11 protein-coding genes and 1 pseudogene are annotated in these 11,614 nt (G+C 72.0%); 10 read left to right on the top strand and 2 right to left on the bottom strand.

Features of this window, described 5'->3' with window-relative positions:
* Window positions 1–68: 68 nt before the first annotated feature.
* From ACIF83_RS27400 to ACIF83_RS27385, 4 genes are read left to right on the top strand one after another with little or no spacing between them, the layout of a single operon-like run.
* Window positions 69–842, top strand: a complete 774-nt coding sequence (locus tag ACIF83_RS27400) for a methyltransferase domain-containing protein (RefSeq protein ID WP_393474824.1) — start codon at window positions 69–71, stop codon at window positions 840–842.
* Between the two features lie 6 nt (window positions 843–848).
* Window positions 849–1,739 (top strand): menaquinone biosynthetic enzyme MqnA/MqnD family protein, encoded by an 891-nt coding sequence (locus ACIF83_RS27395; protein WP_399730793.1) that lies wholly within the window; start codon window positions 849–851, stop codon window positions 1,737–1,739.
* Window positions 1,736–3,145, top strand: coding sequence for a cytochrome P450 (locus ACIF83_RS27390; protein WP_399730791.1), 1,410 nt, complete (start codon window positions 1,736–1,738; stop codon window positions 3,143–3,145). The genes ACIF83_RS27395 and ACIF83_RS27390 overlap by 4 nt, the downstream gene beginning before the upstream one ends.
* Complete coding sequence (locus tag ACIF83_RS27385; RefSeq protein ID WP_399730788.1) at window positions 3,142–4,020, top strand: SAM-dependent methyltransferase; 879 nt, start codon at window positions 3,142–3,144, stop codon at window positions 4,018–4,020. The genes ACIF83_RS27390 and ACIF83_RS27385 overlap by 4 nt, the downstream gene beginning before the upstream one ends.
* Before the next feature lie 26 nt (window positions 4,021–4,046).
* Here the strand turns inward: ACIF83_RS27385 and ACIF83_RS27380 are convergent.
* Window positions 4,047–5,312, bottom strand: a pseudogene (locus ACIF83_RS27380) (beta-ketoacyl-[acyl-carrier-protein] synthase family protein); the annotation flags it as partial.
* A 192-nt stretch (window positions 5,313–5,504) separates the two neighbouring features.
* On the opposite strand from ACIF83_RS27380, the gene ACIF83_RS27375 reads away from it, so the two are divergent.
* Window positions 5,505–6,365 carry a helix-turn-helix domain-containing protein gene (locus ACIF83_RS27375; RefSeq protein ID WP_393474836.1) on the top strand — a complete coding sequence of 287 codons (861 nt, stop codon included), beginning with the start codon at window positions 5,505–5,507 and terminating at the stop codon, window positions 6,363–6,365.
* Window positions 6,366–6,672: 307 nt separating this feature from the next.
* Complete coding sequence (locus tag ACIF83_RS27370; protein WP_398138752.1) at window positions 6,673–7,275, top strand: LuxR C-terminal-related transcriptional regulator; 603 nt, start codon at window positions 6,673–6,675, stop codon at window positions 7,273–7,275.
* A gap of 272 nt (window positions 7,276–7,547) precedes the next feature.
* Here the strand turns inward: ACIF83_RS27370 and ACIF83_RS27365 are convergent, their stop codons facing one another.
* Complete coding sequence (locus tag ACIF83_RS27365) at window positions 7,548–8,525, bottom strand: aldo/keto reductase (RefSeq protein ID WP_399730783.1); 978 nt, start codon at window positions 8,523–8,525, stop codon at window positions 7,548–7,550.
* An 87-nt stretch (window positions 8,526–8,612) separates the two neighbouring features.
* On the opposite strand from ACIF83_RS27365, the gene ACIF83_RS27360 reads away from it, so the two are divergent.
* The 4 genes from ACIF83_RS27360 to ACIF83_RS27345 all read left to right on the top strand — a co-directional run bounded on the left by ACIF83_RS27360 (window position 8,613) and on the right by ACIF83_RS27345 (window position 11,611).
* On the top strand, window positions 8,613–9,200 hold the full coding sequence (locus ACIF83_RS27360; protein ID WP_393474845.1) for a hotdog fold thioesterase: 588 nt from the start codon (window positions 8,613–8,615) through the stop codon (window positions 9,198–9,200).
* Entirely contained in the window at window positions 9,197–10,213 is a 1,017-nt protein-coding gene (locus tag ACIF83_RS27355) for an AvrD family protein (RefSeq protein WP_398138754.1), read from the top strand. The genes ACIF83_RS27360 and ACIF83_RS27355 overlap by 4 nt, the downstream gene beginning before the upstream one ends.
* Entirely contained in the window at window positions 10,210–11,211 is a 1,002-nt protein-coding gene (locus ACIF83_RS27350; RefSeq protein ID WP_393474849.1) for a beta-ketoacyl-ACP synthase III, read from the top strand. The genes ACIF83_RS27355 and ACIF83_RS27350 overlap by 4 nt, the downstream gene beginning before the upstream one ends.
* 136 nt (window positions 11,212–11,347) lie before the next feature.
* On the top strand, window positions 11,348–11,611 hold the full coding sequence (locus tag ACIF83_RS27345; protein WP_386572682.1) for a phosphopantetheine-binding protein: 264 nt from the start codon (window positions 11,348–11,350) through the stop codon (window positions 11,609–11,611).
* Window positions 11,612–11,614: the final 3 nt, after the last annotated feature.

Here is an 11,614-nt window from a genome sequence, read left to right as displayed (position 1 = left end):
GCGGCCGTCGTCGACATGTTTGGCTGCTGAAAGTTCCGTGGAGGCCGACGTTTTCGGGAAGGCGCGCAATGGAGAAATACGGCGACACCCTGTTCGCGCTCGATCGGGCCGAGGAAATTCGGCTGCGATTGCTCGCCGAGGTGTTCGACCCCTTGTGCACGCGCACGCTGGAGATGCTCGGCGTGGCGCCCGACGCACGCTGCCTGGAGGTGGGGGCGGGTTCCGGCTCCGTCGCGAAGTGGCTGTGCGGGAAGGCCGAGGACGGCGAGGTGGTCGCCACCGACCTGGATCTGAGGCTGCTGGAGAGCGTGCCGGAGCCGCGGCTGCGCCGACTGGTGCACGACGTCACCACCGACCCGTTCCCGGACGACTCCTTCGACGTCATCCACGCCCGGCTGGTGCTCAGCCATCTCCCGCAGCGCGACGAGGTCATGCGCCGCATGCTCCGGTGGCTGCGGCCGGGGGGTTTCGTGCTGATCGAGTCGTTCTGCTGGTTCCCGGTCGACAGTTCACCCCATCCCACGTACCTCAGGGTCATGCAGCGCTGGAGCAAACTCATCTGCGGGACGCTCGGCACCGACAGCTGGTGGTCCCGCACCCAACCGGGTTCGTTCCTCGACTACGGCTACCGCGATGTGGGCGCGCACACGGTCACGCAGAACCTGCGGGGCGCGACCAGGCTGGCCGACTTCTGGCGGCTGACCGTCGACATGTCGCGCGAGCAGCTGCTCGCGGGCGGATACGTGACCCCGTACGAACTCGACGAGTTCTACGCCCTGTTGTGTGACGACACCTTCTGGGACCTGGCGCCCGCGCTGGTGCAGTCCTGGGGATACAAGTAGCCGCCCATGCCGTCCACCGAGCTCACCGAAGCGCGCCGGGCCGGCGCCGCCGGGCGGCCGCCCCGTGTCGGTCTCCTGTCGTTCCTCAACTGCCGTCCGATCCTGTGGGGACTGCGCCGTTCCGGTGTCCTGTCCGGCCTCGACCTGGTGTCCCTCAGCCCGGAGGCGGCCGGGGACCGCCTGGTCGCCGGCGGTCTCGACCTGGGGCCGGTCAGCCTCGCCGCATACCTGCGGCACACCGACGACCTGCTGTTGCTCCCGGGACCGGCCATCGCGGCCGAGGGGCCCGTCATGTCGTGCAGCATCGTCAGCCGTCGTCCCCTGCACGACATGGCGACCCCGCGCGTGGGGCTGACGTCCACCAGCCGTACGACGGTGCTGCTGGCCCGGTTCCTGCTGGAGGAGCGGTTCGGCCTGACGCCCCGCTACTTCACCGGACCGCCCGATCCGGCGGCCCTGCTGCGCCGCAGCGACGCGGCCGTCGTCATCGGCGACCCCGCGCTGCGCGTCCACTTCGGCGGCCTGCCGCGGGAAGGGCACACGCTCGTGCACGACACCGCCGCGCTGTGGACCGAGTGGACCGGGCTGCCCATGGTCTTCGCCGTCTGGGCGGTACGACGCGAGTACGCCGAACGGCACCCGCACACCGTGGCCGCCGTGCACCGTGCGCTGCTCGCGGCGCGCGACCTGGGTCTGGCGGAGCTGGAGCAGGTGTCCGCCGAAGCCGCGCCGGGCTCCGGGTTCACCGCCGCGCAGCTGCTGTCGTACTACCGGACGTTGCGCTACGGACTCACCGCTGACGGGCTGCGTGCCATCGGCCGCTTCGGTGACCTGGCCGCGCGTCGCGGACTGGTTCCGGGGGACTGGGCCGTCCGGCGATTCGAGGAGGCACGATGAGCGCCGCCGCGACAGGGCCGACCGCCGCGGGCTCAGCCCTCACCGGGGCAGGGCTGCGGGGCGTCGATGCGGACGCGGAAGGGGTGCCGCGCGTCCTGCTGCGCCTTCTCGACCCGCGGTCCCGACCGGACCCCTATCCCGTGTACGAGGAGATCCGGGCCGCGGAACCCGTGTGGGTGCCGCACCGGCCCGTGGTGGTGTTCGCCTCCCACCGGGCGTGTGCCGCCGTCCTGCGTGATCCGCGGGCCAGCAACGACCGCCGGCACTCCCTGCTCCACCGGCAACCCGGCCCGGCCGGCGGCTCCGCGGCAGCACGGCCCCCGGTGGAACTGCCGTCCTTCCTGTTCATGGACCCGCCTCGGCACACCGCGCTGCGCCGGCTGGCCGCTCCCGGCTTCACCCCGCGAGCCGTCCGGCGGCTGGTTCCCGTGATCAAGGAGCTGATCGACGATCTGCTGGACGAGGCCGCGGCCAAGGGGCGGCTGGACGGCGTCGCGGACCTCGCGTCCCCGCTGCCCGTGACCGTGATCTGCCGCGTGCTCGGCGTCGACACCGGGGAGCAGGGGTGGTACCGCACCCGCTCGTCGCTGCTGGGCCGGGCGGTCGACCCTTATCCGGCGTTTCTCCAAGTGTCCGCCCCCGGTCTCGCGCGGCGCCGCCGGGCAGAGGCCGAACTCACCGGGTTCTTCTCCCGGTTGGCGGCCGAGCGGCGGGCCGCACCACGCGAGGACATGATGTCCCGGCTGCTGGCGGCCGAGATCGACGGCGAACCCCTCTCGGACGAGGAGGTCGTCAGCACCTGCCGCCTGCTGCTGAACGCCGGGCACGAGACGACGGTCGGCCTCATCGCGAACGGTCTGCTGACCGTGCTGGAGCACCCCGAGACCCTGACCGCCCTGCGGGCCGATCCCGCGGCGACGGCGCCCGCGGTGGTGGAGGAGATCCTGCGCCTCCAGCCGCCGCTCCAGCTCGTGCACCGCCACGCGCGCGAGGACATGGAGGTGTGCGGCACCCGGATTCCCCGCGGCACCACCATGGTGCTGCTCCTCGCGGGGGCCAACCGGGACGTCGCGGCGTACGGCTGCCCGCACCGGTTCGACACGACGCGCACCGAAGCGGCACCCCACCTGTCCTTCGGGCTGGGCACGCACTACTGCCTCGGCGCACCGCTCGGCCGGATCGAGGCGGAGCTGGCGCTCACCCGCTTCGCCCAGCGGGTCGTCGGACCGGAGCCGGCCGGGGGGCCGCCCCGCTACCGGCCGCACGTCGTCCTGCGCGGCCCGGTGTCCCTGCCGTTGCGGATCGCGGGCATCCTCGACCGGACCACCCCCTGGGACGCCGCCCCGGACCCTCCCGAAACCCTCGCCCCTCACGGAACACCCAGTCGTATGCGGAGACACGGATGAGTACGGACCAGCAGTGGGACATCGTGTCCGGTGTGGGCATGACCGCCCTGATGGTGGCGGCCGCCCGCGCCGTCGAGAGCGACAGCCCCGGGGCACTGGTGCGGGACCCCTACGCGGCCCGCTTCGTCGAGACGGCCCGGCCGGCCTTCGCGCTGCCCACGACGGCGGCCGGTGCGCGCGGCAGCGGCGCAGCCCAGGCCGCGATGTGGGAGGTGCTGCGGATCAACCTGGCCGTGCGCACCCATGCCTTCGACTCCTTTCTCCGGGAGGCCGTCGGCCGGGGCGCCGCACAGGTGGTGCTGCTCGCCTCCGGCCTGGACACGCGGGCCTTCCGCCTGCCCTGGCCACCCGGCCTGGTCTGCTTCGAGCTGGACCAGCCCGCGGTGCTGGACTTCAAGCTCCGGGTGCTGGAGGCGGAAGGAGCGGAGCCGACGTGTGACCACCGGCCCGTCGGCGTCGACCTGCGCGACGACTGGGTGGCCGCGCTCGGTGCGTCGGGCTTCGACCCGGCGCGTCCCACCGCATGGCTCGCGGAGGGGCTGCTGTCCTATCTGCCGCCGGAGGACGAGCGGCGCCTGCTCCATGACGTGCACCGGCTGTCCGCACCCGGCAGCGCACTCGCCGTCGAGTCGATCCAGGACATGGCGGGCGTGCTGACGGACGCCGGCATGACGGAGGGCATGCGGGCGATCGGCATCGACCTGCCCCGCCTCGTCCACACCGACGACCGGCCCGCCCCCGATGCCCAACTGGACGAACTCGGATGGAACACCGACCGGTCGACGGCGTCCCGGGCCGCGGCCGAACACGGATACGCGGTGGCCGACGACTCGTTCATGGGGCGCATCCTGCACGTGTCCGCCCGGCGGTCGTAGCGTGTCGGCGGCCTGCGTCGCAGGGGTCACCGGCGGCGCAGCGCCAGGACCGCGTTGTGGCCGCCGAAGCCGAACGAGTTGCTCAGGGCGAGGTCGCCGCGTGCGGGAAGGGGACGGGCGAAGGCCCTGACCAGGTCGAGCGGCACCGCGTCGTCGAGGTCGTCACAGTTGACCGTCGGCGGGATGATTCCGTGGTGCAGGGTCAGGGCCGTCGCCACGGCCTCCACGCCGCCGGCCGCTCCCTGGAGGTGCCCCAGGTGCCCCTTGAGCGCGGTGACCGGTACGGCGACGGTCCCGTCCGCTTCTCCGAAGACGGTGCTCAGGGCGGCCGCCTCCGCACGGTCGCCCTCGACGGTCGCGGTGGCGTGCGCGTTGATGTGCATCACGTCGCGGCTGTCCGCGCCCGCGTCCGCGACGGCGCGCCGCAGCGCGGCCGCGATGCCGCGGCCGGTCGGCTCCGGCGCGGCCATGTGGTGCGCGTCGGCCGACAGACCCCAGCCGGCGGCTTCGCAGTAGATACGGGCGCCGCGAGCCAGCGCGTGCTCCTCCGACTCCAGCACCAGCAGCCCGGCCCCCTCGCTGTTCACGAAGCCGTCCCGGTCCTTGGCGAACGGGCGGGACGCGGCCTCGGGTTCGTCGTTGCGGGCGGACAGCGCACGCATGGCGGTGAACGCGGCCATGACCTCGGGCGTCACGGCGGCCTCCGCTCCGCCGGCGAGCACGACGTCCAGCCGGCCGTACCGTATTCGGTCGATGGCCTGCCCGATGGCCTCGGTACCGGAGGCGCAGGCGCTGACGACGGTGCGGGCCTCCCCGGTGACGTGCAGAGCGAGTGAGATCTGCGAGGCCGCCTGGGAGGGCACCGTCATGGGCGCGGTGAGTGGCGGAACGGCCCGAACGCCCCGTTTCCGCAGCGTGCGGTCGCCGTCGACGAGTACGGGGGCACCGCCGATGATGGTGCCGATACTCACGCCGACCCGCTCCGGATCCAGGTCGCTCTCGCGAGTGCCGCCCTCGGCGAACCCGGCGTCCTGCCACGCCTCGTGAGCCGCGAGCACCGCGAACCGGGCGGCCCGGTTCATGCGCCGTGCCTGCGGCCTGGGCAGCAGTTCGGCGGGATCGACGGGCACGGTGCCCGCGATGCGGACCGGATGGCCGGCGAACTCGGGTGCGTCCAGCCGGCGGATGCCCGAGCGGCCGGCCAGGAGGCCTTCCCACAGCGTGCCGGCGCCCACCCCAAGCGGGGTGATCGCGCCCAGTCCGGTCACCACCACGCGCCGTATTCCGGCCGCTGCCCGCGTGTCCGTCATGTCCCCCATGGCAAACGCTTTCCCTTCGGTTCCGTGAGATTTCCGTGTCTTCTTCTTGCGGATGGTTGAACACCGTTCGGCGGGCAAGGCTTCGGGCGCGGTCGCACCCGCGGGAGCCGATGACGCCTCCGGTTAGAGTTGCTCATTCGACGTGCAGTACGAACGGGGGCAGGCATGACCGAATCGAGCGAAGCAGGCATACCTGAGCCGCCTAGCACCGGACCGGGTGGAGCAGAAACCGGCCGATGGGAATCGGAGGAATCAGAACCGGCCGAATACCAACTGGAATTCGCCGATCTGCCGGCACTTCTGCGTGCCTGGCGTGCCGAGGCGGGTGAGAAACTCGGCCGCGACAAGGCACTGCCCCAGAAGGAGATCGCCCATCGGATGGGCGTCAGTGAGCGCTGGTACCGCGCCCTGGAGAGCGGGGCCCAGGTCGCGCTCACCCTGGACACGCTGACCCGCCTCGCCGACGCACTGGACCTCGGACCGGACGAACGTACGGCGCTGTACTGGTACCGGCTGAGCGAGGTCTCGGACGAACAGCCGCCGCGGAACGGCGACAGCAGGTTCGCCCGGCTCAGGGAGTTCGTCGACGCGCAGACAACGTTTCCCACCTACCTCATCGACCACGCGTGGAACGTCATCGCCTACAACGATCTGATGGCCCGGTGGTTTCCCTGGGTCCGGGCGTCGCAGGCCAATCTCATGCGCTGGGTCCTGGAGAACCCGGAGTCGCGGAACTGGATAGTGGACTGGAAACGACAGGCATCCCTGTACCTCGCCCAGTTGAGATTCGCTCTGGTCCGGACGCCGGATGACCCGACGCTCACGGATTTACTGACGACCGCGCTGCGCGATCCTGTGTGCCGAGAGCTGTGGGATGCCGGACCACGCATCATCGCGTTTCGGCAGGGCGGATGTTTCCGCCTGTCACTTCCCCACGTTTCGCAGACCGAGTTGGCTGTCACCGCCCAGGTCCTCCTCCCCGCCTACCGTCCAGGCGTCCGTCTCGTCGCGCTGATGCCGACGTGATGACGCCCTCCCCAGATTCACTGTACACACATTCAAGCCGCTGCAAAGCGGCAAATATTTGCCGCTTGACAGGCTCCGGGGATGCCTGCAATCTCGGTCCAGCGGGCCTCGGTGGCCCAGCGGTCGCGGTCGGTCACTGTACTCAGCGACGGTGATCACGCGGAGAGTTGACTCATACGATGCGCGGCGTCCGCGCTAAATCCGCGCACATTTTTCGCTGCGGAATGGTGACATGGAAAACGAATTACTCATCGGATGTGACACCGCCCGGACAGCACTCCAACCCCTGACCGATTCCGATTCCCTCGTGGCCCTGCTGGACGCCCTGCGCCGACGCACGGTGCGCGAGCTGCGCCTCGCGCTCCCCCGGCGCCCCTACGACCGCCGGGTGCGGGAGCGGGCCGCACTGCTGAGCGCCGAACTCGTGGGCCGTGGGGCGCAAGTGCGCGTCCTGCATCTGGCGGACGTGGCCCGTGATCCCACCTATGCCCTCGACACCCGGCGGATCGCCGCGTCGGGCGCCCGGATGCGGGCCCTGCCGCACCTGCCGGTGTGGATGGCCGTCGCCGACCGGGACCTGGCCATCGTCCCGTCGGACCCTGCCCTGACCGACGCCCCGGCCGCACTGCTGCGCGGGCGGGCCCTGGTGGGGGTCTATCAGGCGCTTTTCGACCACGTGTGGGTGCACACCGCCGCCCCCTTCGGCGCCGGGGAGTGCGACACACCGGACGAGCGGGAGCGGGAGGCCCTGGCGCTCCTCGCCGAGGGGCTGACCGACGAGGGCATCTCCCGCCGGACCGGGCTCTCCGTCCGCACGGTCCGGCGGACCATCGCGGGCGTGATGTCCAGGATGGGGGCCCAGAGCCGCTTCCAGGCGGGGGCGGAAGCGGCCCGACGGGATTGGATCTGAACGGTTTCGCGGCCCCGGTCCCGTAGCCGGCACCGGCCCCGCACCGGGATGGCGGGAGGGTTCGGATGCCCCGCCCTCCGGGACGGGGCTCGGCCCTTCCTGGCGTGGGGGCGTACCCGGGCCGGTGGCGGTTCTCTTGTCTCGAGTCCCTGTGATGCCGCCGCCGGCGGTTCCGGCTGCAGGTCACGCATCGGGATGGCGGACGGGTCCGTACGCCGGCTCCGCCGGCGGCACGGCCCGACCGACCCGGCGTACGCACGGGCCCCGTGGGCCTACAGCCCCGTGCGGGCCAGGTCCTGGTCGGCGTAGCGCTCGCCGATGGGAGGGGCGAGGGTGTCGAGGCGGGAGAGCTGTTCGGGGGTGAGGGCGACGGTGTCGGCGGCGGTGTTCTCCTCGACGCGGGCCACGCGCCTGGTGCCGGGGATCGGGACGATGTCGTCGCTCCGGGCGAGCAGCCAGGCCAGGGCCACCTGGGCGGGCGTGGCACCGGCGTCGGCGGCCACGGACTCCACCTCGTCGACGAGCCCGAGGTTCCGCTCGAAGTTGCCCTCGGCGAACCGGGGCGTGGTCAGCCGGAAGTCGTCCGGGTCGAGCTGTCCCTTCGAGCGGATCGCGCCGGTCAGGAACCCCCGGCCGAGCGGCGAATAGGCGACGAGCCCGATACCCAGCTCGCGCAGGAGCGGCAGCAGCGACTCGGCGGGCTGACGGGACCACAGCGAGTACTCGGTCTGCACCGCCGTCACGGGGTGCACCGCGTGCGCACGGCGGATGGTGTCCGCCCCGGCCTCCGACAGCCCGACGTACCGGACCTTCCCTTCCCGCACCAGCTCGGCCAGCGCGCCCATCGTCTCCTCGATCGGCGTGCCGGGGTCGACGCGGTGCTGGTAGCAGAGGTCGATACGGTCCGTGCCCAGCCGCCTGAGCGAGCCCTCGACCGCCGTGCGCACGTTGGCCGGTGAGCTGTCGAGCACGTTCGGGCCCGCGCCCGCGTGCGAGACCAGACCGAACTTGGTGGCGATCACGACGTCGTCGCGCCGGCCGGCGACGGCCCGCCCGACCAGCTCCTCGTTGGTGAACGGACCGTAGATCTCTGCGGTGTCGAGGAGTTCGACGCCGAGGTCCAGCGCCCGCCGGACGGCACGGACGGCCTCCGCCTCGTCGCTGCCCGCCCCCGTGTAGTAGTCGGACATCGACATGGCGCCGAGTCCGATGCGTGTGACATCGAGCCCGCCGAGCGAAACGCGCTGCACCGAGACCGCGCTCCTTTCATTCCCAGGTTTCGGGCGGGTTACCGCCCATGTACAAGCCTCCCTGTAATCGGCGAAGGCGTCACCGGCATGGCAGCAACAGGCCATGAACCTTTCAGGGGGCCCGGCACCGTGTTTGACTCGCAATTGCCCGCCGACGCGGGCCGCGAAAAAAACGGGGGCGTTATGCCGAACATGATGCTGGGGCCAATTCGGGTCGATAGCGCATACGAAGGCGAGCAACTCACCCGGCGCATGGGTATTGAAATCATCACCTGTGAGCCGGGACTTGTCGTGGGCAGCATGCCCGTCTCGGGCAATCGGCAGCCTGTGGGAATTCTGCACGGCGGTGCGAACGCCGTGTTCGCCGAAACGCTGGGTTCCGTCGCCGCTTTCCTGTACGCGGGGCCCGACGGGAACGCCGTGGGCGTCGACCTGTCCTGTACGCACCATCGCTGGGTGTCCTCGGGGACCGTCACCGGCGTCTGCCGGCCCCTGGCCGAGCGGCAGGCCATGGCCTCGTACGAGATCGTCATCACCGACGACTCCGGCAACCGGACCTGCACGGCGCGGCTCACCTGTGCCATCCGGCGCGGCGGCGGCCGCAGACCGGGCCCGCGCACGGCAGCCTCCCGGCACACATCGCGGGACCTTCCCCGACGAACGGAGCACCGATGACCTCCACTTCAGCGCAGACCGCGTCGGCTTCCGTCGACGACCACCTCGGCCCGGCCGAGCAGCGGTTCTTCGGCCGCGGCTTCCGCAGGGTCGCCTACGACATCGGCGAGGTGTCCCTCGCCCGCACGGCGGACGGCTCGCCCCAGGCGCGTACCTCGGTGGGTGTGCGCTACCCGTCCGACTGGTCGAAGAAGGCCGCGGGCACCGATCTGCGTCCGCACTTCAGCACCGTCGACGGGATCGTCGTCGCCGCCCAGCTGGCCGAGGCGTGCCTGCGCGCGCCCGGCACGGATCTGCGCGACGCCTGGCTGCGCTCGGTGCGGATGGCGGCCGGCAGCAGCCCGCAGGAGAAGCTCGACGCGCTGCCGGCGGAGGCGACGCTGCGCCGTACCGAACCGGTCGCGGGCGACCCCGCGCGCGTGGTGTCGGTGGTGGACTGTGCCGTGGGCACCATGCGGGTGCGGTGCGAGATCGAGCACGGGCGGGTGCCGGTCCGGTCCGGGCAGGAGGCTTCCCGGTACTCCGGTCTCGACGCGCTCCTCGGCCCGGCGGGGGATCGTTACTTCGGCACCGGGTTCACCGCCCGGCGGCAGCTCATCCGCGACGTGCGGGTGGACCACCGGGTGCTGCGGGCCGATGCCGCGCTGGCCGTCGTCCAGGAGGACGGGGCGCCCGTGCCCACGGCCGGACTGGAAGGCGCCTACCAGCCGTCGGTGTCGGTGATCGACGCCTTCGTGACGGCCCTTCAGCTCGCCCAGATCATGCTGTACGACCTCGACGGCATCCGCCGTCAGGACAGCAACACCCTGTGGATGCGGCAGACCACGCTGACCGCCTCGCGCCCGGACCGCCCCGCGGAGGCGATCCCGGTCACGACCCGGCTGGACGAGCCCGGCCTGCTGCACCGGTTGGACGGCACCTGGCGCACGCTGACCGTGGTGGGCGAGCTCGCCGGTGTCCATGTGCGCTCCGCGGTGACGCACCGGCTCCCGGAAGGGCGCGTGGCGGCATGACCCGAGCGGCAGTGATCGCCGGCGTGGGCGGCTACGTGCCTCCCCGGGTGGTGACCAACGAGGAACTCGCCCAGCGCCTGGACACCTCCGACAGCTGGATCCGCACCCGCACCGGCATCGCCCGACGCCACGTCGTCGAGGCGGGCACGACCACCAGCGACCTCGCCGTCGAGGCCGGCCTGCGCGCGCTGAAGAACGCCGGTGCGGACGGCGCCGACCTGGTGATCGTCGCCACCACCACACCGGACCGTCCCTGCCCGGCCACGGCCCCGACCGTCGCCGCCCGCATGGGCCTGACCGACGTACCGGCGTACGACGTGGCGGCCGTGTGCTCCGGTTTCCTCTACGCCCTCCAGGCCGGCGCGGCCTCCGTGACCTCCGGGTTCGCCGAACGGGTGCTGGTCGTCGGGGCCGAGTCGTTCAGTACCATCCTGGATCCCACGGACCGCACCACCTCCGTCATCTTCGGAGACGGGGCCGGCGCCGTCCTGCTGCGGGCGGGCACGCCCGAGGAGCCGGGCGCCGTCCTGGACATGCACCTCGGCAGCGACGGCTCGATGGCCGACCTGATCACGGTCCGCGGCGGCGGCGCCGAGGAGCGCTCCCGGGGTGCGGAACCACGCCCGGAGGACCGGTACTTCCGCATGGACGGCAAGGCCGTCTTCTTCGCCGCGGTGCGCCGCATGGCCCAGTCCTCGCGCACGGTGCTGGCCCGCACCGGCTGGGAGGTCGCCGATGTCGACCGGCTCGTGGGCCACCAGGCCAACACGCGCATCATCCACGCCGTTGCCGAACAGCTGGGACTGCCGCCGGAGCGCGCCGTGCTGAACATCGACCGCGTCGGAAACACCTCCGCCGCCTCCATACCGCTCGCCCTCGCCGACGGCCTCGCCGACGGCACGCTGACCGCCGGACACCGGGTGCTGCTGACGGCCTTCGGAGGCGGCGCCACCTGGGGCTCGGCCACCCTGACCTGGCCCGCGCTGCCGGTCGGCTGAGACCCGCACCGCTGCTCCGGTTCCCCTGCATCGACGACCGCATCGACGACCGCATCGACGACCGCGACGACGACCGCATCGACGACCGCGACGACGACCGCGACAACGACCGTAATGACGACTAGTTGAGGTGACCATGACCGGCTCCGTGTCCACGATGATCATCGAGATTCTCACCGGCAAGTTCGACATACCCGCCGAGGACGTCTCCCGGACCACCGTCTTCGACGACCTGGCGGTGGACTCCCTGGCCCTGCTGGAGATGTCGCTGCTGCTGGAAAAGCGGCTCGGCGTGTCCATCGCGGAGGGCGTGCTGACCTCCCAGCAGAGCATCGACGAGGCCGCACACGCGGTCGAGACGCTCGGCGCGCCGGCGGCCGCCGGTCCGGCTGCGGCCTGAGCC

Source organism: Streptomyces sp. NPDC085866 (assembly GCF_044541035.1).
GTDB lineage: Bacteria > Actinomycetota > Actinomycetes > Streptomycetales > Streptomycetaceae > Streptomyces.
This window is presented reverse-complemented; position numbering and strand designations above follow the sequence as displayed.

Bases quoted from the DNA above. Each gene is read 5' to 3' on its own strand.
- ACIF83_RS27400 (WP_393474824.1), top strand. From the start codon at position 69: ATGGAGAAATACGGCGACACCCTGTTCGCGCTCGATCGGGCCGAGGAA.
- ACIF83_RS27395 (WP_399730793.1), top strand. From the start codon at position 849: ATGCCGTCCACCGAGCTCACCGAAGCGCGCCGGGCCGGCGCCGCCGGG.
- ACIF83_RS27390 (WP_399730791.1), top strand. From the start codon at position 1,736: ATGAGCGCCGCCGCGACAGGGCCGACCGCCGCGGGCTCAGCCCTCACC.
- ACIF83_RS27385 (WP_399730788.1), top strand. From the start codon at position 3,142: ATGAGTACGGACCAGCAGTGGGACATCGTGTCCGGTGTGGGCATGACC.
- ACIF83_RS27375 (WP_393474836.1), top strand. From the start codon at position 5,505: ATGACCGAATCGAGCGAAGCAGGCATACCTGAGCCGCCTAGCACCGGA.
- ACIF83_RS27360 (WP_393474845.1), top strand. From the start codon at position 8,613: ATGGCAGCAACAGGCCATGAACCTTTCAGGGGGCCCGGCACCGTGTTT.
- ACIF83_RS27355 (WP_398138754.1), top strand. From the start codon at position 9,197: ATGACCTCCACTTCAGCGCAGACCGCGTCGGCTTCCGTCGACGACCAC.
- ACIF83_RS27350 (WP_393474849.1), top strand. From the start codon at position 10,210: ATGACCCGAGCGGCAGTGATCGCCGGCGTGGGCGGCTACGTGCCTCCC.
- ACIF83_RS27345 (WP_386572682.1), top strand. From the start codon at position 11,348: ATGACCGGCTCCGTGTCCACGATGATCATCGAGATTCTCACCGGCAAG.